17 protein-coding genes are annotated in these 19705 nt (G+C 37.0%); 13 read left to right on the forward strand and 4 right to left on the reverse strand.

From position 1 onward, the window contains the following. Window positions 1–4: 4 nt before the first annotated feature. Window positions 5–1555, reverse strand: a complete 1551-nt coding sequence (locus ACS125_RS16235; RefSeq protein ID WP_443273328.1) for a circularly permuted type 2 ATP-grasp protein — start codon at window positions 1553–1555, stop codon at window positions 5–7. Between the two features lie 227 nt (window positions 1556–1782). On the opposite strand from ACS125_RS16235, the gene ACS125_RS16240 reads away from it, so the two are divergent. Further along, a complete protein-coding gene (locus tag ACS125_RS16240; protein ID WP_049837019.1) occupies window positions 1783–2790 on the forward strand; it encodes a helix-turn-helix transcriptional regulator in 1008 nt (335 codons plus the stop codon). 377 nt (window positions 2791–3167) lie between these two features. On the opposite strand, the gene mnmG is transcribed toward ACS125_RS16240, so the two are convergent. After that, window positions 3168–5048, reverse strand: a complete 1881-nt coding sequence (gene mnmG / locus ACS125_RS16245; protein ID WP_004791439.1) for a tRNA uridine-5-carboxymethylaminomethyl(34) synthesis enzyme MnmG — start codon at window positions 5046–5048, stop codon at window positions 3168–3170. Window positions 5049–5279: 231 nt separating this feature from the next. Here mnmG and ACS125_RS16250 point away from each other — a divergent pair, with 231 nt between their 5' ends. The 11 genes from ACS125_RS16250 to ACS125_RS16300 all read left to right on the forward strand — a co-directional run bounded on the left by ACS125_RS16250 (window position 5280) and on the right by ACS125_RS16300 (window position 15801). Beyond that, the gene (locus ACS125_RS16250; RefSeq protein WP_151963145.1) at window positions 5280–5573 is read left to right on the forward strand and encodes a hypothetical protein; all 294 of its coding nucleotides are present in this window, start codon (window positions 5280–5282) and stop codon (window positions 5571–5573) included. 153 nt (window positions 5574–5726) lie between these two features. After that, window positions 5727–6632 carry a 50S ribosomal protein L11 methyltransferase gene (gene prmA / locus ACS125_RS16255; RefSeq protein ID WP_004791435.1) on the forward strand — a complete coding sequence of 302 codons (906 nt, stop codon included), beginning with the start codon at window positions 5727–5729 and terminating at the stop codon, window positions 6630–6632. A 12-nt stretch (window positions 6633–6644) separates the two neighbouring features. Continuing rightward, complete coding sequence (locus ACS125_RS16260) at window positions 6645–7490, forward strand: DUF3426 domain-containing protein (protein ID WP_443273331.1); 846 nt, start codon at window positions 6645–6647, stop codon at window positions 7488–7490. 376 nt (window positions 7491–7866) lie between these two features. Then, window positions 7867–8136 carry a DNA-binding transcriptional regulator Fis gene (fis, locus tag ACS125_RS16265; protein ID WP_001086304.1) on the forward strand — a complete coding sequence of 90 codons (270 nt, stop codon included), beginning with the start codon at window positions 7867–7869 and terminating at the stop codon, window positions 8134–8136. Between the two features lie 85 nt (window positions 8137–8221). Continuing rightward, complete coding sequence (gene purH, locus ACS125_RS16270; protein ID WP_013197325.1) at window positions 8222–9796, forward strand: bifunctional phosphoribosylaminoimidazolecarboxamide formyltransferase/IMP cyclohydrolase; 1575 nt, start codon at window positions 8222–8224, stop codon at window positions 9794–9796. A 124-nt stretch (window positions 9797–9920) separates the two neighbouring features. After that, window positions 9921–11204, forward strand: coding sequence for a phosphoribosylamine--glycine ligase (purD, locus tag ACS125_RS16275; protein ID WP_004791429.1), 1284 nt, complete (start codon window positions 9921–9923; stop codon window positions 11202–11204). A 487-nt stretch (window positions 11205–11691) separates the two neighbouring features. Beyond that, window positions 11692–12564 (forward strand): MetQ/NlpA family ABC transporter substrate-binding protein, encoded by an 873-nt coding sequence (locus ACS125_RS16280; RefSeq protein WP_443273336.1) that lies wholly within the window; start codon window positions 11692–11694, stop codon window positions 12562–12564. Window positions 12565–12639: 75 nt separating this feature from the next. Further along, on the forward strand, window positions 12640–13665 hold the full coding sequence (locus ACS125_RS16285; protein WP_151963149.1) for a methionine ABC transporter ATP-binding protein: 1026 nt from the start codon (window positions 12640–12642) through the stop codon (window positions 13663–13665). Beyond that, window positions 13662–14357 (forward strand): methionine ABC transporter permease, encoded by a 696-nt coding sequence (locus ACS125_RS16290; RefSeq protein ID WP_004791423.1) that lies wholly within the window; start codon window positions 13662–13664, stop codon window positions 14355–14357. The genes ACS125_RS16285 and ACS125_RS16290 overlap by 4 nt, the downstream gene beginning before the upstream one ends. Before the next feature lie 161 nt (window positions 14358–14518). Further along, window positions 14519–15250, forward strand: a complete 732-nt coding sequence (gene gloB / locus ACS125_RS16295; RefSeq protein ID WP_174731802.1) for a hydroxyacylglutathione hydrolase — start codon at window positions 14519–14521, stop codon at window positions 15248–15250. A 347-nt stretch (window positions 15251–15597) separates the two neighbouring features. Further along, window positions 15598–15801, forward strand: a complete 204-nt coding sequence (locus ACS125_RS16300) for a hypothetical protein (protein WP_003652518.1) — start codon at window positions 15598–15600, stop codon at window positions 15799–15801. Window positions 15802–15967: 166 nt separating this feature from the next. Here the strand turns inward: ACS125_RS16300 and ACS125_RS16305 are convergent, their stop codons facing one another. After that, window positions 15968–17266 (reverse strand): dicarboxylate/amino acid:cation symporter, encoded by a 1299-nt coding sequence (locus ACS125_RS16305; protein WP_151963151.1) that lies wholly within the window; start codon window positions 17264–17266, stop codon window positions 15968–15970. 446 nt (window positions 17267–17712) lie between these two features. Continuing rightward, complete coding sequence (locus ACS125_RS16310) at window positions 17713–18285, reverse strand: TetR/AcrR family transcriptional regulator (RefSeq protein ID WP_312821640.1); 573 nt, start codon at window positions 18283–18285, stop codon at window positions 17713–17715. A gap of 133 nt (window positions 18286–18418) precedes the next feature. Between ACS125_RS16310 and ACS125_RS16315 the strand changes: the two genes are divergently transcribed. After that, a complete protein-coding gene (locus ACS125_RS16315; RefSeq protein WP_192454098.1) occupies window positions 18419–19621 on the forward strand; it encodes an MFS transporter in 1203 nt (400 codons plus the stop codon). Window positions 19622–19705 lie beyond the last annotated feature (84 nt).

A 19705-nucleotide genomic window follows, 5' to 3' on the forward strand; every position in this document is an offset into this window, starting at 1 on the left:
ACAATCAGGAATGTAATGTTTCGACAACCCATGTATCTTTTATACCGCCACCTTGGGACGAATTTACAACTAGAGAGCCAGCCTGCATCGCCACACGTGTTAAGCCACCCGGTACTATTTCTGTACGATAAGGTGAGCTCAATACAAATGGACGTAAGTCGATGTGACGTTCAGCTACCCCTCCTATCGTTAAAGTGGGAGCAACAGATAAAGCTAAGGTAGGTTGTGCAATGTACATATGAGGCGTAGCGATCAATTTTTTTCTAAAGTCATCAATTTCACATGAGCTTGCTTTAGGCCCAATTAACATGCCATAACCACCTGAACCCTGTGCTTCTTTAACAACCAATTGATCTAAATTAGACAACACATAATCTAAATGTTCATCTTTACGGCACTGATAAGTAGGTACATTTTTTAGAATTGGTGTTTCGCCTAAATAGTATTGAATCATTTGGTCTACGTAAGGATAAATAGATTTATCATCAGCTACCCCTGTTCCAGGCGCATTTGCAATCACCACATTTTTTTGCAAATAAGCAGACATAAGACCTGCCACACCTAATGCACTGTCTGGTCTAAATGCCAAAGGATCTAGAAAATCGTCATCTAAACGGCGGTAAATCACATCTACTTTTTGACGCCCACGAATAGTTTTGACAAAAACTTGATCATTTTCTACAAATAAATCCCGATTTGTAACTAGTGGCACATCCATTTCACGTGCCAGAAAAGCATGCTCATAAAAAGCACTGTTAAAACGTCCCGGTGTCAGTACCACCACAAAAGGCTGGTCCGCAGGTGAGTTCTCCTGCAATATTTCTTTTAAAAGTTTTGGATAATGCTCAATTCCCTGTAAATTATTGGCTGCACATAGCTCCGGCATCAATTGTTGGCTAATATTTCGACTTTCGATCATGTAAGACACACCTGAAGGTGTTCTTAAATTATCCTCCAATACAAAAAACTCTCCTTCACCATCACGGATAATATCAATTCCACTAATTTGTGAATAAATTTTACCTTTCAAAGCATGTTTGAGCATGTGGGGTTGGAAAGCCTCATTCCCCATAATTTGATCTTCGGGAATAAGCTGTTCTTTTAAAATATGTTGTCCATGATAAATATCATCTAAGAAATAATTTAATGCTTTAACACGCTGCGCACAGCCCGAAGCTATTTTCTCCCACTGTTTTTTTTCAATTACCCGTGGAATTAAATCAAAAGGAATCGTTCGCTCTGTACCTTCTTTATCACCGTATACGTTAAAAGTAATTCCATGATAAAGAAAATGCTGCTTCGCTTGAGCATTTAATTCTTTTAAATCATCTAAAGTACGAATACTCAACCATTGTTCAATTTTTTTAGAAGCCGCTCCATTCGATGTCACATCATCCAGCATCTCATTAAAAAACTCTGATTTTAGCTGTTCAAATAGATTGGTTTGTACGGAAATATGTTCTAAAAAAGAGGTTTGGTTAATGAGTGCCGTAGTTGTCTGCTCTTGTATAAAAAAATCATTATCTATATGTAATTCATGCTCTTGTTCTGACATAACCACCTCGTCTTATCATTTATCTATATTTCATTTCTAAATAAGCAATTTCAGTGCCACTTATATATGTTTAATATTTTTACGGTGTTTTGTTATAGCTTTCTTCTTCTAAATCTTAACATCGATTGTAAAAGGTTCAGTAAACCGAATCTGACAAACTTGCTAAATCTGTAAAGATTTTTTATTGTGTTGACACCAAAGCAATTGGATATAGATGTATTACGCTTATGTCTGTAATAGAAAAAGAAACTTCGAATAGTTTATATCGCCAATGGCAGATCTTGTCTCGCCTTCCAACCGGTAAATGGATCGGAACACGGGAATTACAAGAAATGCTTGAACGTGAAGGTATTGATATCAGTTTAAGGACTATTCAGCGTGATTTAAATCAAATTGCTCAGCGCTTTCCGATTGAAAGCAATAAGGCCGTACCTCAGGGCTGGCGGTGGCAATCCGATGCGCCTATTCAGAGCTTACCTCACATGACGAGTTCTCAAGCAGTAACCTTTATGATGGTTGAGGAGCATCTTAAACACTTGCTTCCACCTAGTCTTCTTGATGAGATGGGACCGTGGTTTGATTTAGCTAAACGCAGCCTCTCTACACAAAATAATGTGAGACAGTGGATTAACCGAGTACGCATCGTACCAGCAAGCCAACCACTTATCCCACCTGTAGTCGACCGTGCTGCTCAACAAGCAATTTATGAAGGATTGCTACAAGACAAACAAATTGAATGTATTTATCAAGCTCGAGTAAATCAAGGTGAAGATAAAACTTATGTTTTAAACCCTTTGGCTTTGGTACAAAAAGGTGCAGTAATTTATTTGATTTGCACACGACATGACAAAACTGAAGTTCAAACGTTTGCCTTGCACCGTTTTAAATCAGCAAAAGTCTTAGATAGTCGAGCACTGCATCCTGTCAATTTTGATATTGATCATTATATTGATTCAGGTGCTTTAGGCTTCAGAGTGGACTATAAACAGCCAACTGAATCAATCCAGCTCACATTAACTATGACAGAGCAAACTGCTAGAACTTTCTATGAAAGTCAGTTAAGTAAAGACCAAACTATCATTCCACTTGAAGAAAATATTGTAGAAGTTACCGCAACAGTACCTTTTACATCTCAACTAGTATGGTGGCTACGTAGTTTTGGCAAAAAATTACTGCATATCGAACCTATTCAAGTACACAACGCTGTTCGAGAAATTGAATCTGAGAATAAATAGATATAAAAAAGAGAACCATAAGGTTCTCTTTAGATTTTGAATTATAATTTTCTTAATTTTATATTGGCTCTTATATTTATAGTTGTTTCAGATCAGCCTGTTCTCCCCCTACAAAACTGATCTGCTCTTTCTTTTGCGCTATTTTGAACATGAACATTGGCATGCCATTTCATATCCATTGTAGCGAATTGATTTCATTGTCATGGTTAAAGCCCTCTTGTTTGAACGTGAATTTAATATAACTGGCTACCTGAAATATGTGAAATAAGAAAAAAAGGAAGCGAAATCTATTTTCTTCCTTAGGAAGTTTCCATATATTTTTTGAACAGAAAATAAAAAAGCCCAGTCTTAACTGGGCTTTTTGTACACTTAAATGATTAAGCTGTTTTCTTAATCATATTGTTTTTACGAATTGTGATCATTACAAGCTGAACAGCTGCTGGTGTAACACCAGGAATACGGCTTGCTTGAGCTAATGTTTCCGGAAGAACTGTTTTTAATTTCTGGGTAATTTCGCGAGATAAACCAGACACTACGTCATAGTCAAAATCGGTAGGAATTTTAGTTTCTTCAAGACGCTTTAACTGTGCCACATCTTCATGCTGACGGTTAATATAACCTTCGTATTTCACAGCAATCTCGATTTGCTCACCAACCTGCTCAGAAACTTCAGAACCCGTAAGTTCTGCAATTTGACCAAAGCTAATATTAGGGCGTTTAAGCAAATCAATTGCGCTACATTCTTTACTTAAGTCAGCACCCGTCATCTCGACGAATTTTTTACCCATAGGGTTATTTGGTGCTGCCCACAAATGTTGTAAACGAGAGGTTTCACGCTCAACCGCTTCCATTTTTTCACAATAAGCAGCCCAACGAATATCATCAACCAAACCAAGTTCACGACCAACAGTCGTTAAACGCTGATCTGCATTGTCTTCACGTAGCATCAAACGGTATTCCGCACGTGATGTAAACATACGATACGGTTCTTTAGTACCTAAAGTGATGAGGTCATCAACCAATACACCCATATAAGCTTGGTCACGCTTAGGTGTCCACTCTTCTTGCTCCCACGCACGGCGCGCAGCATTTAAACCAGCAAGTAAACCTTGAGCACCTGCTTCTTCATAACCTGTCGTACCATTAATTTGGCCAGCAAAATATAGACCATTAATCGCTTTAGTTTCGAGGGTGAATTTCAAAGCTTGCGGATTGAAATAATCGTATTCAATCGCATAGCCTGGACGCAAAATATGCGCATTTTCCATACCACGAATAGAGCGAACAAGCTCAAACTGCACATCAAATGGAAGCGAAGTCGAAATACCATTTGGATAAAGTTCGTGTGTATCTAAACCTTCTGGTTCCAAAAATACTTGATGCGAGTCTTTATCAGCGAAACGGTGAATTTTATCTTCGATTGATGGGCAGTAACGTGGACCAACACCTTCAATAACACCGGTATACATTGGTGAACGATCTAAACCACCACGAATAATGTCGTGAGTTTTTTCATTTGTATGCGTGATATAACAATTTACTTGTTCTGGGTGCATAGAAGCATCACCCATGAATGACATGACCGGAGACGGGAAATCACCCGGCTGTGGAATCATGACTGAAAAATCAACCGAACGTGCATCAATACGTGGTGGAGTACCAGTTTTTAAACGACCAACAGGTAGTTTTAATTCACGTAAACGTTGAGCAAGTGCAATAGAAGGTGGATCACCCGCACGACCACCGCTTGATTTTTCTAAACCAACGTGGATTACACCACCTAGGAATGTACCTGTAGTCAACACAACAGTTTTTGCATCAAAGCGAATACCCATTTGGGTAACTACACCTTTAACTGTATCACCTTCAACAATCAGGTCATCAGCTGCTTGCTGGAAAATATCAAGATTTGCTTGATTTTCCAAAGTATCGCGGATGGCAGCTTTATAGCGCACACGGTCAGCTTGAGCACGTGTTGCACGCACTGCGGCACCTTTACGCGAGTTTAAAATACGGAACTGAATACCACCTTTATCGGCAGCTAAAGCCATTGCGCCACCAAGTGCATCAATTTCACGTACTAAATGCGACTTACCAATACCACCGATTGCTGGGTTACAACTCATTTGGCCCAAAGTCTCAATGTTATGGGTCAAAAGCAAAGTCTGTCGTCCCATACGCGCAGCAGCAAGGGCCGCTTCCGTACCTGCGTGACCGCCGCCGATAACAATAACATCATAAACTTTAGGGTAGTGCATGAGTACAAAACACCAGAAAAAAAAGACGGAACATTATAGCAAAATTATCTGCTTATTGATGTACATAATTACAAAATTGTCTTTACATGATTTACGGTACTCCACATGTTTTGACATTTTGTTGCATGAATTCAATACAAAGTGAATGTTTTTAAGAATTTTTCATCCTAGAATAAAAAATGTACAGCACTTCTACGACTTTAAAATTAACGCAACGAGAAGGAACACAAAATGAAAACGACTATGTTAAAAATCTTAACCGCATCTCTCCTTTGTTTTTCAGGCGTAACGTTTACCCACGCTGCGACGAATCATACTGCTAAATCGACTCATATGGCTAAATCAAGCAAAACAGCTAGTCATACTGCAGATTCAAGCAAATCAGTGATGCAAAAAGAACTTAGAGCTTGTATGAAAAAACAGCAAGGTGAATGGGTATCTTATAGCCATAATGGTGTAACCTTTAATGGTACTTGCGAACCAAATGAAAACGGTAAACTACAATTTAAAGCCCCTGCCCCTTAATCTGTTTTGACATAAGGTAGAAGAAGTCATTTATTTTCCGCCACATCTCATCAGTATTTTCAACGACGGCTCATTAAAGATGAGCCGCTTTCTTTTTTAAAATGGTCTAGTCCGCTACAATACGCCTTTAAATAAAATTTTTAGGTCCTTTTCGTGAAGTGGTTACAAATACACATTACCGTTGATCAAGAACAAGTTGAGTTCACAGAAACACTTTTAATGTCTCTAGGTGCGGTAAGCGTAACTCTGGATGATGCTGAAGATCAGGCTTTGCTCGAACCATTACCAGGTGAAACACCTTTATGGAACAAAGTAATCGTGACAGGCATCTATCAACAAGACGAACAAGACCCAATTGATGTCGACACTTTAGAAGCTTTCTTAAAAGCACAACTTCCAGATGCTCCTATACGCCACGAAGAACTTGAAGATCAAGTATGGGAACGTGCATGGATGGATTATTACGAACCAATCCAAATTGGGGAAAAGTTCTGGATCGTACCTGAATGGCTAGAGCCACCAGAAGCTGATGCAACCAACATTAAGTTAGATCCAGGTCTTGCGTTTGGTACAGGTAACCATGCAAGTACTTTCTTATGCTTACAATGGCTAGGTAAAACTGACGTTAAAGATAAGATCGTGATTGATTATGGCTGTGGTTCAGGCATTTTAGGGGTAGCCGCTTTATTATTAGGTGCTAAAAAAGTATATGCCACTGATATTGACCCTCAGGCTGTTTTAGCAACAAAACAAAATGCTGAACTTAATGGGGTATTAGATGGACTATATGTAGGCCTTCCTGAAGAATTCGATCAAGAGTTCAAACCTCAGCAAGCAGATGTTCTAGTTGCAAATATTTTGGCTGGTCCATTAATGGCACTTGCGCCAGAGTTTGCAAATTTAATTAAATCTGAGGGTGAGTTCGCACTCGCAGGTGTAATTGAAGAGCAAGTTACTGATGTTTCAGGTGTTTATTCTGAATTTTTTGATATATTAGATGTCGAAAAGCGCGAAGAGAACTGGTGTCGCATTTCAGGAAAACGTAAAACAATAAATTGAGACTTTTAACTCATGAATGAAAAACAAACCCGCTGCCCTAAGTGTTTAACAGTTTATAAAGTATCTCTTACTCAATTGACTGTTGCTCAGGGTATGGTTTGTTGCCCTAAATGTGATTCGAGCTTTAATGCACTCACCCATCTGATTAATATTGAAAATCCTGTCATAGTTAACTCATCTACATTAGCCAATGGTTCAATGCAAACGAGATATATGACACATTCACATGTGTTAGATATCTTTGAGCAAAAAGTTGAAAATTCCAATATTGATCTTTTAACTTATCTCAATAACTTAAATTATTTTCATAACGAACCTATTAATGCTCTGCCAAATCTTAATTTAGCTGAACAAACTTCCTCGCAAGAACAAGACAATAATAAAAAGCATAGTTGGCTGTACTACACGCTCTGGAGTTCTGCTAACCTTATTTTAATTTTAGTTTTTACTTTTCAAATTCTCTGGTTTAATCCTAAGCTCATGCATGCAAGCCCGACCGTTAGCCATGCTTTTAATTATGTTTGCGGAATAATGCATTGCAATAAGTCAGCCGAACAATATCAACTTATTTATATAGAAAAGTTAAAACTCCGCAAAGTTGACACAAGTCATACTCAATTCTCAGGAATATTGCTTAATCAAAATGATAAAAGTATTGAACTTCCAAACCTAAAGTTGAGTTTTGCAACAGAGCCAAACAAAACAGAAGAAATTATATTGACTCCTCAACAATATCTTGTTGAAAACTTACGAGGTATTCAACGCATTCCCTCTGATACTCCTTTCCGATTCCAATTTGAGCTAAACAAAAGCAAAAAAAGCCTATTAAATTATCGATTAGAAATTGTCCACCCCTAAAATGTAAAAAAAGTGAAAAAAAAATAAAAAAAAATGCAGTTAATTTGCTCACTTTTTCCTAGACAATGGTATGATACGCGCCACGAAAGCTTTGACTCATATACTCCTCGCTCTCAATCCAAAAAAAATACTGTTAAGCATGTGTGCTTTTCTACTTTAAGCACATAGCCTAACTTTTTTTGTTTTTGAGGGAGCTGTAACAAATATTTAACTATTGTTACGCTTATTTTTTATTCAATACGAAGAAATATGGCAAGCTAATTGTTCTTATGTTTTAGAGTCACTGTTTTAGGATCTAAAACAGGACTCCGTATTTTTAGACCACATTTATATACTACTTTATCCAAGTTAGTATTTGATTTTCGGATTAACTCGCATGAATAGCAAATCTCCTATTTTTACTGCACAATCTGATGTTGCTCTTCGCATCCACGTGGATCGCGCAGTTCGTCATTATTTTGCACAATTGCAAGGTGAGCAACCATCTCAGGTATATGACATGGTGCTAGCAGAAATGGAGAAACCTCTTTTATCTGTAGTTCTTGAATATACACGTGGTAATCAAACCCGTGCTGCAGAGATTCTTGGACTCAACCGTGGCACTTTACGTAAAAAGTTAAAAGCTCACGGTTTAATGAGTGAATAAATGATAAAATGCTCACGACTTCGTGGGCATTTTTTTATGCTTATTGGTTTTAATCCGTAGACTTGAAATTGTTGAATTAAACATCATGACTATTAAACGTGCTTTGATTTCTGTATCTGATAAGACAGGAATTGTCGAATTTGCTCAAAACCTTGCAGCTTTAGGGGTAGAATTATTATCTACAGGCGGCACATACAAGTTGCTTAAAGATAATAACATCGCAGTTGTTGAAGTATCTGAACATACTGGCTTCCCTGAAATGATGGATGGTCGTGTTAAGACATTACATCCAAAAATTCATGGCGGTATTCTTGCTCGTCGCGGCTTAGACGAAGCAGTAATGGAAGAACACAACATTGATCCGATTGATCTAGTCGTTGTAAACCTTTATCCATTCGCTGCAACAGTTGCAAAACCTGACTGTACTCTTCCTGATGCAATCGAAAATATCGACATCGGTGGTCCTACAATGGTTCGCGCAGCTGCTAAAAACCATGCTTCTGTAGGTATTGTAGTAAATGCTTCAGATTACGACACCGTAATCAATGAATTAAAAACTGCTGGTTCACTTTCTTATGAAACACGTTTTGATTTAGCTGTTAAAGCATTTGAACATACTGCTCAATATGATGGCATGATCGCTTCTTACTTAGGCGCTCGCGTTGGTAAGACCGAAGGTGAAGCTGATTTATTCCCTCGTACGTTCAACACTCAATTGAACAAAGCGCAAGATCTACGTTACGGTGAAAACCCACATCAATCTGCTGCATTTTATGTTGAAGCAAATGCAAAAGAAGCATCAGTTTCTACAGCAAAACAGTTACAAGGCAAAGAATTGTCTTATAACAACATTGCTGACACAGATGCTGCACTTGAATGTGTTAAATCATTTGCAAAACCTGCTTGTGTAATTGTAAAACATGCTAACCCTTGTGGTGTTGCTGTTTCTTTAGACGGCATTAAAGCTGCTTACGATTTAGCTTATGCAACAGATCCAGAATCTGCTTTCGGTGGCATTATTGCATTTAACCGTGAGTTAGATGTTGCAACTGCTCAAGCAATCGTTGACCGTCAATTCGTTGAAGTTATTATTGCTCCAAGTATTGCTGATGGTGTGCTTGAAGTTACTGGTGCTAAGAAAAACGTACGTGTTTTAGTCTGTGGTGAATTACCTGCGATTGATGCACGTGCACCACAACTTGACTACAAACGCGTTAATGGCGGTTTATTAGTTCAAGATCAAGACTTAGGTATGATTACTAAAGATGATCTTAAAGTAGTAACTAAATGCGCACCAACTGAACAAGAAATTGATGACCTGATCTTTGCTTGGAAAGTTGCAAAATATGTAAAATCAAATGCAATTGTTTATGCGAAAAATCGCCAGACTATTGGTGTTGGTGCAGGTCAAATGAGCCGTGTTAACTCAGCTCGTATTGCTGCCATCAAAGCTGAACATGCAGGTTTGGTTGTTGAAGGTGCTGTGATGGCATCTGATGCCTTCTTCCCATTCCGTGACGGGATTGATAATGCAGCTAAAGCTGGCATTAAATGCATTATTCAACCAGGTGGTTCTATGCGTGATGAAGAAGTAATCGCAGCAGCTGACGAAGCTGGTATTGCAATGGTCTTCACTGGCATGCGCCATTTCCGCCACTAATTTAAATTTAGTCCTCCCTAACCCTCCTTTTATTCAGGAGGGTTTTCCACAATAATGGAGCTAACTCTCCAACTTGATGGATAGAGGGAGATGAAAAGGATTAAAGTTAAGGAACAAATTAAAAATGAATATTTTAGTTTTAGGTAGTGGTGGTCGTGAACATGCTTTAGCATGGAAAATTGCGCAAGATACCAATGTTACTCAAGTTTTTGTTGCGCCAGGTAATGCTGGAACTGCAACAGAAGACAAATGTGTTAATGTTCAACTTGATATTTTAGACAACTCAGCAATCATTGCTTTTGCTAAAGAAAATAATGTTGATCTTATTATTGTTGGTCCAGAAGCACCATTAGTTAATGGCGTGGTAGATGCTGCACGTGAAGCAGGTTTAAAAATTTGGGGACCTACTCAATACGCAGCGCAGCTTGAAGGCTCAAAAGCATTTGCTAAGCACTTTTTAAAGCGTCACAACATTCCAACTGCTTTCTATGACGTTTTCACTGAAGTAGATGCAGCTAAAGCGTATGTTGAAAAAAATGGTGCACCAATTGTAATTAAAGCTGATGGTCTTGCTGCCGGTAAAGGCGTAATCGTTGCAATGACCAACGAAGAAGCTTTTGCAGCAATTGATGACATGCTTGCTGGCAACAAATTTGGTGATGCTGGTTCACGTGTTGTAATCGAACAGTTCCTTGCGGGTGAAGAAGCTTCTTTCATTTGTATGATTGATGGTAAAAATATTTTACCAATGGCAACTTCACAAGATCACAAGCGTATTTTTGAAGGCGATCAAGGTCCTAACACCGGCGGTATGGGTGCATACTCTCCTGCTCCGGTTGTAACTTCTGACATTTTCGAACGCGTTATGTCTGAAATCATGCGTCCGACTGTTGACGGTATGGCTGCTGATGGACATGTTTACACTGGTTTCTTATATGCTGGTCTAATGATTGATGAGCAAGGCCAACCACGTGTGATTGAGTTTAACTGTCGTTTTGGCGATCCTGAAACTCAACCGATCATGATGCGTTTAAAATCATCTCTTGTTGAATTGGTAGAAGCTGGTATTGCTGGTAATTTACCAAAAGAAGCTGAATGGGATGAGCGTAAGTCAATCGGTATTGTACTCGCAGCTGAAGGCTATCCTGATAGTGTACGCAAAGGCGATGTAATTTCTGGTATCGGACAATCACCTGAAGATACTAAAATTTTCCATGCAGGTACTGCAACTCGTGAAGATGGTCACATCGTGACTTCTGGTGGTCGAGTTCTTTGCGTAACAGCATTGGGCGACAGCGTTCTTGAAGCACAAATTAATGCGCTAGAAGTATGTGGTCAAGTTACCTTTACTGGTATGCAATATCGTAATGACATTGGCTACCGCGCAATTGCACGTGAAAAAGCTTAAAAAACCTACAAGTTTAAAATGCTAATAAAAAAGCCTCTATATAGAGGCTTTTTTATTATGTCTTACAATATAAGGGAATCGTATAAATCTTTATCATATTCTTAAAGATATCAATAAATAGAAAAAAAGCCCTCTATATCAACTACATTTTTATTGCTATCATTAGCACATAGTTGTAACTGTCATCAGACACTGCTGTTTTAATAATTTCCATAAAGACTTGCTCTACAAATTATGCCTGTAGAGAGTTTTTTAATATTCTAAATTTATGAATGCTCGTTTGGCTACTGTTGGGGATGAACTGTTTGGGGAAACAGTTTTTGTTTATTAAACAATTACCCTCTGTTATAGCCAAAATATGCAAGCAAATTATGGAACCCCAGAAAAAGATCACAGAGTTTAGACTAGTTGTAATTTCAACTCCTCTCTTTTCATATTGATATAGATCAATCGTTATTGTTCTATATCTTAATCAGGACTTTTTTAAATGAAAAAGCTGATCAGCCTTTTTTTAAGCATGTCAGTAGTATTATTGACAGCATGTAGCAAACAAGAAAATGCTCAACAAGCCGAACAAAACAATGATAGTTCCAAAGTACAGAAGGTAGTAATTGCCTCTACAGGTTCGGATGCTGAAATTTGGCGTTATATCGCAACTTTACCTGAAACCCAAGCTGCTGGCTTAAAGTTAGAAGTGAAAAACTTCACAGACTCCGTTTCAATGAATACAGCAATTGCAAATAAAGAAGTAGATTTGAACGCATTCCAAGCTTATTCTTATCTTACTGCATTTAATAATTCAAACCAAGATAAGATTGCAGCGGTTTCTACCACTTATATTGAGCCAATGGGGATTTATTCAAGTAAATACAAAAAAATTGAAGAACTTCCTGAAGGTGCAATTATTTCAATCCCGGATGATGCTGCCAGCGAATCTCGTGCGCTACTCTTGTTACAAACTGCTGGCTTAATCAAGCTTAAAGCGGACTTTAATCCTGTTCAGGGCAGTCCAATTGATGTTATCGAAAATCCCAAAAAGATCAACATCAAACCAATCAAAATGGAAACTGCATTACGTCTTAAAAATGAATTTGATGCAGTTGTATTAAATAATACCATAGCACTCGAGGGAGGTTTAAACGTACTCAAAGATTCTATGTTCTATGAACCTATTGATCAAATCTCAAAAATTAGTGTAAACGTTCTAGCAACTACTGAATCACGTAAAAATGATCCTGTCTTGCAAAAAGTTGCTAAGCTTTACCACAATGCAGCTGTTAAAAAATACATTGAAGAACACTTTGGTGGAACAAAAGTTGACGTAGACAAACCAATCAGCTATCTCTCAGAAGCTAAATAGTAATATAATAGCCCAAACGTGAAACAGGCAAATTCTCTTTGCCTGTTTTTTCTTTCCAGCATAGCTTCTGAAGATATGATTCAATTTAAAAACATTTCAAAGCACTATCAGCTCAAAAATCAAACCATACGCGCACTCGACGAAATCAATTTAGAGATTCCAGAGGGCAGTATTTTTGGCATCATTGGCTATAGTGGTGCAGGTAAAAGTACCTTAATCCGCCTGATCAACCTTCTTGAGCGACCAACTGAAGGTCAAATCATTATTAATCAGAAAGATTTCACTGCTTTGGATGCACGCTCATTACGTCAGGAACGTGCAAACATTGGAATGATTTTCCAGCACTTCAATCTGCTACAAACCAAGACAGTTGCTGAAAATATTGAAATGCCAATGCGCCTACTGAATTACAATAAGGTAGAACGTGAAAAACGCCTGAATGAGTTATTGGAGTTCATTGATCTTAAGCATAAAAAAGATGCTTATCCAGATGAACTTTCTGGCGGACAAAAGCAACGTGTCGGTATTGCCCGTGCTTTGGCAAATCATCCAAAAATTCTTTTGTGTGATGAAGCAACTTCTGCTCTAGATCCGCAAACTACCAAATCAGTTTTAGAACTGCTGAAGAAAATTAATCAAGAGCAAAAAATCACGATTGTTATGGTGACCCATGAAATGGATGTCATCGAAACTATTTGTGATCATGTGGCTGTGATGGAAGCAGGTAAAGTCATTGAACAAGGTTCAACGATTGATATCTTTAGTAAACCTCAACATCCAACGACTAAAAACTTCATTCAAACTGTTTTACATCAACAGTTGCCTGTGAACATTTTAAATCAGCTTGAAAACCAGCATCATCATAGTATTTACTGCTTACAGTTTTTAGGACGTTCTGCTCAAGAACCTGTAATTCAGTCACTAATTAAACAATTCGATATTAGCTTAAATATTTTATTTGCCAACATGACTGAAATTAATGGCACAGTCATTGGTCAAATGTTTGTGCAGCTTTTAGGTGATCCTCAGCTAATTAAGCAGGCTATTGAGTTTTTGGAACAAAATGAAGTAGGTGTAGTTCAATCAGGAGATCAAGTATGAGAGATTTAATCGTACAATGGTTAACTGAACTTACTCAACCTTTCTGGCACAGCTCCCTTTCTATTGATCAATTCGTTACAGCTTTGCAAGAAACCTTTAACATGGTTTTCTTCGCACTTTTGTTTGGCGGCATTTGGGGATTTATTCAGGGAATTATTTTATTAGTTACCCGTCCAGAAGGCATTTTACCGAATAAAGTGATTTATCATTTACTTAATCCAATTGTAAATGCTTTACGCTCCCTTCCTTTTATTATTTTACTTATTGCAGTGATTCCTCTTACTAAGCTATTAGTAGGTACTTCAATTGGTACATGGGCAGCTATTGTTCCATTGACCATTTATGTTGGTCCTTATATGGGACGTCTGATTGAAACTTCATTACTTGAAGTCAATGAAGGAATTATTGAATCTGCTCAAGCAATGGGTGCTACACCTTGGCAAATTATCTATCGCTTTATTTTGCCTGAAGCACGTAGTTCACTGATTTTAAACCTTACCACAGCGACAATTAGTCTTATTGGTGCAACCGCTATGGCTGGCGCAGTTGGTGCAGGTGGTATTGGTGATTTAGCAATTTCTTATGGTTATCAACGTTTTGATACCAGCGTTGTGATTTTAACAGTCATTATCCTATTGCTATTAGTACAGATTGTACAAACGCTAGGAAACTGGCTAGCTAAACTCCGTTAAGTCATCCATATAAAAAAGCTCTCTTCTAGAGGGCTTTTTTTGTTTTATACAACTCTTTTCTTAAAGACAGTTGAGTACATGGCTCAATACCATTTTCTGGTATGATCAGATTTAGTCATTATTATTCATTTACTCTTTGGATTTAGTTTCAGGATAAAACAATGCGTTATAGAATTCATTTTATTGATGTGCAGAATGCCCTCCAAAACTATATCTGGATTTTAGAAGATACTGAAACCCAAGAAGCTGTAGCAGTTGACCCAACAGAAGCAGAATTAGTCACCCAATTTTGTCAAAAGCATCAGTTAAATTTAAAACAAATTTGGCTTACTCATTGGCATAAAGACCATATAGGTGGTGTTGCTGATTTAACGGCTGCCCAAAATATTACTGTGTATGGTCCACGTGATGAGCTCACAAAGATTCCGGGAATTACTCACCCCTTACAACATGATGATCATCTAAAATTTAATGATTTAAAAGTAGAGATTATTGCAACTCCAGGTCATACCCTAGGGCACATTGTATATTTCATTGAGGAATTAGAAGCTGTATTTTGTGGTGATACTTTATTTGCAATGGGATGTGGTCGATTATTTGAAGGCACAGCTGAACAAATGTATCACTCACTGAGCCGTCTAGCAGCATTACCGACTAGCACAAAAGTTTATTGCACACATGAATACACGCTTTCAAATGCCGAATTTGCTTTAACGGTAGAACCGCACAACTATGCCCTATCAGAACGGGCTGAAGAAGTCCGTGAGCTACGTAAACAAGGTTTAATCACACTACCAAGTACGATTGAGCTTGAATTAGCAACCAACCCTTTTCTTCGTGCAGAAAGTGTTGAAGACTTTGCACACTTACGTGCTCTCAAAGATAATTTCTAAAATTAAGCTTTAAAAAAGAAGATATGGTTTTATTTTAAAAACTGTATCTTTTTGCTTATTAGCTGTTGCCTGTAATTATTTTTTACATTTACTCTGTTTTTTATTTGCTCATTATTTTAAAAATATTGTTGAATTTATATTTTTTAAAAACACTCAAAAAAAGCTGATTTTAAATAAAAAGTTATTATTTTTTAGCTATATAGCGCACTTATATTTTTATAAAGATAAAATATTTACTCAATTTTTTACAAGTTGCAAAATAAAAAAAAGTTTTACCCCTTTAAAAAATCTTATTAAAACCCTATTAATAAATAAGATGTAATGCCACGGATAGAAGGAGTTCTCACGTGAAAAAGGTTGTTAAAGCTAAAAATTTGATTGCGTTTCGTATTTGGTTAGAAAAGTTAGGGTATTCAGTTAAAAATCTCGCTGACGGGAAAGGTTTTACTTTTAGTTTTAAAAAAGAATATGGTTTGGTGACCTGTGAGTTAGCAGGTAATTCATTAGCGATGCAATTAGGTGAAGAGTTTGAGGATCATTTAAAAGCATAACTTTTCACGATTTGATTTTAATTACAGTACTGTCTTTTTTAAAGACGAGTAATGTTGCAGAACTTTAGAATGGCTTAATTAAAATATATTTTTTAGTTATTAAATAAAAAATCTGTAGCAGGGCTACTCTCCCAAATTGCCCTTAGCTACAGATTTTTTTGTAAGGTTAATCTGCTTTAGGGTTCTTTAATGCTTTATCAAGAAGATCTTTATCTAAAGCTTTATCCCAACGTGCCACCACAATTGTTGCGCAAGCATTACCAACTAAGTTTGTTAACGCACGGCATTCAGACATAAAACGGTCGATACCAAGAATTAAAGCCATACCCGCGACAGGAACAGCTGGCACAACCGATAGAGTTGCAGCCAGAGTAATGAAGCCTGCACCAGTCACCCCTGCTGCACCTTTAGAACTTACCATTGCAACAAGAAGCAATGCAATTTGTTCACTAATTGATAAATCTACATTACAAGCTTGTGCAATAAATAGAGCAGCCATAGTCATATAGATATTTGTACCATCGAGGTTAAATGAATAACCTGTTGGAATGACTAGACCTACCACCGATTTTTCACAACCTGCTTTTTGCATTTTGTCCATTAAAGATGGCAAAGCTGCTTCTGAAGAACTTGTTCCTAAAACTAACCACAGTTCATCTTTGATATAACGAATTAAATGAATAATTGAAAAACCGTTATAACGAGCTACTGCTCCTAAGACTACTACGACAAATAACACCGCAGTAATATAGAACGTCATAATTAACAGTAATAAATTACCAATTGATTCGATTCCATAAGCACCGATCGTGAAAGCCATTGCACCAAAAGCACCAATTGGAGCAAGCTTCATTAACATACCAACTAAATAGAAAACTGGAGCTGTTAAGTTATTTAAAAAATCGGTAATTGGGCGTGCTCGGTCACCTAAAGCAGCCAACGAAATACCAAATAGCACTGCTACAAATAGCACCTGCAAAATCTCGCCACCAGCCAGAGGGCTGACTAAGGTTTGCGGGATAATATTCATGAAGAAATCGGTAATATTTGTTGCATGTGCCTTCTCAACGTAAGTATTTACTTTGTCGTTGACTAAGGTAGCAGGATCGATATTAAGGCCTTTACCCGGTTGGATAATATTTGCCACAATCATACCAACCACAAGAGCCAAGCTTGAGAAGGTCAGAAAATAAAGCATTGCTTTACCAGTTACACGGCCCACACGGCTCATGTTTGTCATACTGGCAATGCCTGTAACAACTGTTAAAAAGATGACGGGAGCAATAATCATTTTAACGATCTTGATGAATGCATCACCAAGCGGTTTTAAACTTTCGCCAAGTTCTGGGTAAAAATGACCAATTAAAATGCCCAAAATAATTGCAAAAATGACCTGTACATACAAAATTTGGTGAAATTTCTGTTTTTTCTGTACCGTTTCTTGGTCAAGGGTATTGAAATCCATTATCTAAATACCTTTTCGATGGGGATAAAAAAATAAAATATAAAGCTAGCACCACAAGCCGCTTTAACAAGGAAAAGCCATTGTAAAGAATAAAAAACACCCTGTGTTATAAATTTAAAAAATGTCAAATTCAAAAATCATGCATTAATTTATATAGAATACTTTTTATTTTAAGATTTAAAAAATTATAAAATTTATTAAAAATAAGATTAAATTATTGTTTATATTAAAATTAGAACCTATTTAAGTTAATAAAATTGGCTTTAAGAACTTGTTTAACTGATTTAGAACTACCATTTATTAAATAAATGATTTTATTAAATACATGTAAATTATAAATTATGAAAATTTAATTTAAAAATAATAAGAAAAATTGATATATAATTTTTTAACAAGAGAAAATGTCTATTTCCTGTTAAAAAATTACACTAATAAGATGTGATAAATTAATTAAAATTAGGGTGGGCCTTAAATAACCGTTTTAATAAAATATGGACATAGTCTAAGCTTAATGTACGATCAGTGAATAAGATGCGGAATAACATAGGTGCAATCACAGCTTCGATAATTTCTTGATTTTCTATAGTTAATTCACTACGCGCCTTAGCTCTAGCTTGAATAATATCAAGTTGTTGAATGATTAAAGTTTCGCACTTTCGAGCGTTTGAAGATTCAGTTGCATATAGCAAATCTCGTAGTAATGTTTGCCCTACTTCAGAAGAGTACTCTTCGAAATATTGTTCCACCCATGTCGTGATATCAAGTTGAAATGAGCCTAAATCTTTTGGCTCCATATCGGGTTTCAGTTCATTAAGGGCTACATCTGAAAATAACTGATTGATATCTCCCCAACGACGATAAATGGTAGAAGGTGTTACACCTGCTTCATCAGCAATCATGGGTATAGTAATTTGGCTTTGCTCCAAGTTTTTTTGAAGCTCTTTTACTGCTTGATGAACTGCTGTTTGAATTCTTTCACTACGACCACCCGGGCGTAACCCAGTAACAACTTTTGCCATTAATTAGCTCTACTTCAATAAAAACGATTAAAATAATATTTGTATATACAAAATACACTAAAGCTAATGATTTGCTTTAGTGTAAAAATCATGTATAAAAGCTAAATATTCGCTTTTATGTTATTCATCTTATATGAACAATTCAAGTTCAAAACGGTCTGGATCAGTTTTTCAGTTAGATTCAACAGTAGCGTTGACCTTAAACACAATCACGCTGATGACCTTTATGGCGGCGTCTAGTGCCCCTACGCCTTTATATCGTTTGTATCAGCAGATATGGCAATTTTCGCCTGTTATCTTAACTTTAATTTTTGCGACCTACGCGTTTACCTTACTTGCTTCTTTACTCATTATTGGTTCTTTATCTGATTATATCGGACGTCGGCCCGTCATTATTTCAGCAATTTTTTTGCAAATCGCTTCAATGAGCTTTTTTCTTTTTGCCTCAGATGTTTCTATGTTATTTATTGCGCGTGGCCTACAAGGTATCGCAACAGGTCTTGCCGTTTCTGCAATTGGAGCTGCAATTTTAGATTTTAGTAAGCATCATGGTTCCCTAATTAATAGTATTGCTCCCATGGTCGGCATGGCAGTAGGCGTTTTTATTACATGTTTTATTCTGCAATTTTCAGCTCAACCCTTACATTTGGTTTTTGAACTCTTATGTGTTTTGTTTGCATTTGAACTTATTCTAAGTTTCTTTAACCCTGAGACTGTACGTAAAAGATCAGGAGCTCTGGCTTCATTAAAACCCAACATGGCTATTCCTCATCAAGCAAGAGGTGCTCTATTAAGTATTAGCCCTATTAATATTGCGCTTTGGATGGTGAGTGGTTTTTTCTTATCACTTATGCCCTCTTTACTGGCAAAAATTTTTCAGACATCTTCAGCTTGGCTAAACGGCAGTATGTTTATGGCGCTCGCCCTTTCAGGTGCGGCAGGAATTCTGACGCTTAGAAAATCCACCAATTTTCGTATTTTGCTCACGGGCACCTTATCCATCATTATTGGTGCAACCGTTTTATTTTTAGCGATCAATTTTACAAGTGCCGTGGTTCTACTTATTGGTTCTATTATTACCGGAGTGGGTTTTGGTACAGCTTTCATGGGAGCAATTCGTACTGTCATGCCTCTCGCTTTACCAGAAGAACGTGCAGGTTTAATGGCTGCATTCTTTGTTGAAAGCTATTTGGCTTTTAGTGTTCCAGCAATTTTGGCAGGCTACTTTGTGGGTAAAATCGGACTTATGAACAGTGCCAATATTTATATGAGTTTAATTATTGGGCTTGCACTGATTGCCCTTCTAATGATTTTTAAAAATATTAAAAGTAAATAAGGATGTGTTAAAAAGTCAGTTTCAAATGAAGCTGACTTAAATAATTTAAAATAAATGATACTTAAATAAATAATTTAGCTTCCG

The organism is Acinetobacter sp. PFS20 (assembly GCF_052261015.1).
GTDB lineage: Bacteria > Pseudomonadota > Gammaproteobacteria > Pseudomonadales > Moraxellaceae > Acinetobacter.

Bases quoted from the DNA above. Each gene is read 5' to 3' on its own strand.
- ACS125_RS16305 (WP_151963151.1), bottom strand. From the start codon at position 17,266: ATGGATTTCAATACCCTTGACCAAGAAACGGTACAGAAAAAACAGAAA.
- ACS125_RS16280 (WP_443273336.1), top strand. From the start codon at position 11,692: ATGAAAAAGCTGATCAGCCTTTTTTTAAGCATGTCAGTAGTATTATTG.
- ACS125_RS16310 (WP_312821640.1), bottom strand. From the start codon at position 18,285: ATGGCAAAAGTTGTTACTGGGTTACGCCCGGGTGGTCGTAGTGAAAGA.
- ACS125_RS16285 (WP_151963149.1), top strand. From the start codon at position 12,640: ATGATTCAATTTAAAAACATTTCAAAGCACTATCAGCTCAAAAATCAA.
- purD (WP_004791429.1), top strand. From the start codon at position 9,921: ATGAATATTTTAGTTTTAGGTAGTGGTGGTCGTGAACATGCTTTAGCA.
- ACS125_RS16250 (WP_151963145.1), top strand. From the start codon at position 5,280: ATGAAAACGACTATGTTAAAAATCTTAACCGCATCTCTCCTTTGTTTT.
- mnmG (WP_004791439.1), bottom strand. From the start codon at position 5,048: ATGCACTACCCTAAAGTTTATGATGTTATTGTTATCGGCGGCGGTCAC.
- ACS125_RS16315 (WP_192454098.1), top strand. From the start codon at position 18,419: ATGAACAATTCAAGTTCAAAACGGTCTGGATCAGTTTTTCAGTTAGAT.
- ACS125_RS16260 (WP_443273331.1), top strand. From the start codon at position 6,645: ATGAATGAAAAACAAACCCGCTGCCCTAAGTGTTTAACAGTTTATAAA.
- purH (WP_013197325.1), top strand. From the start codon at position 8,222: ATGACTATTAAACGTGCTTTGATTTCTGTATCTGATAAGACAGGAATT.
- ACS125_RS16235 (WP_443273328.1), bottom strand. From the start codon at position 1,555: ATGTCAGAACAAGAGCATGAATTACATATAGATAATGATTTTTTTATA.
- ACS125_RS16290 (WP_004791423.1), top strand. From the start codon at position 13,662: ATGAGAGATTTAATCGTACAATGGTTAACTGAACTTACTCAACCTTTC.
- ACS125_RS16240 (WP_049837019.1), top strand. From the start codon at position 1,783: ATGTCTGTAATAGAAAAAGAAACTTCGAATAGTTTATATCGCCAATGG.
- fis (WP_001086304.1), top strand. From the start codon at position 7,867: ATGAATAGCAAATCTCCTATTTTTACTGCACAATCTGATGTTGCTCTT.
- gloB (WP_174731802.1), top strand. From the start codon at position 14,519: ATGCGTTATAGAATTCATTTTATTGATGTGCAGAATGCCCTCCAAAAC.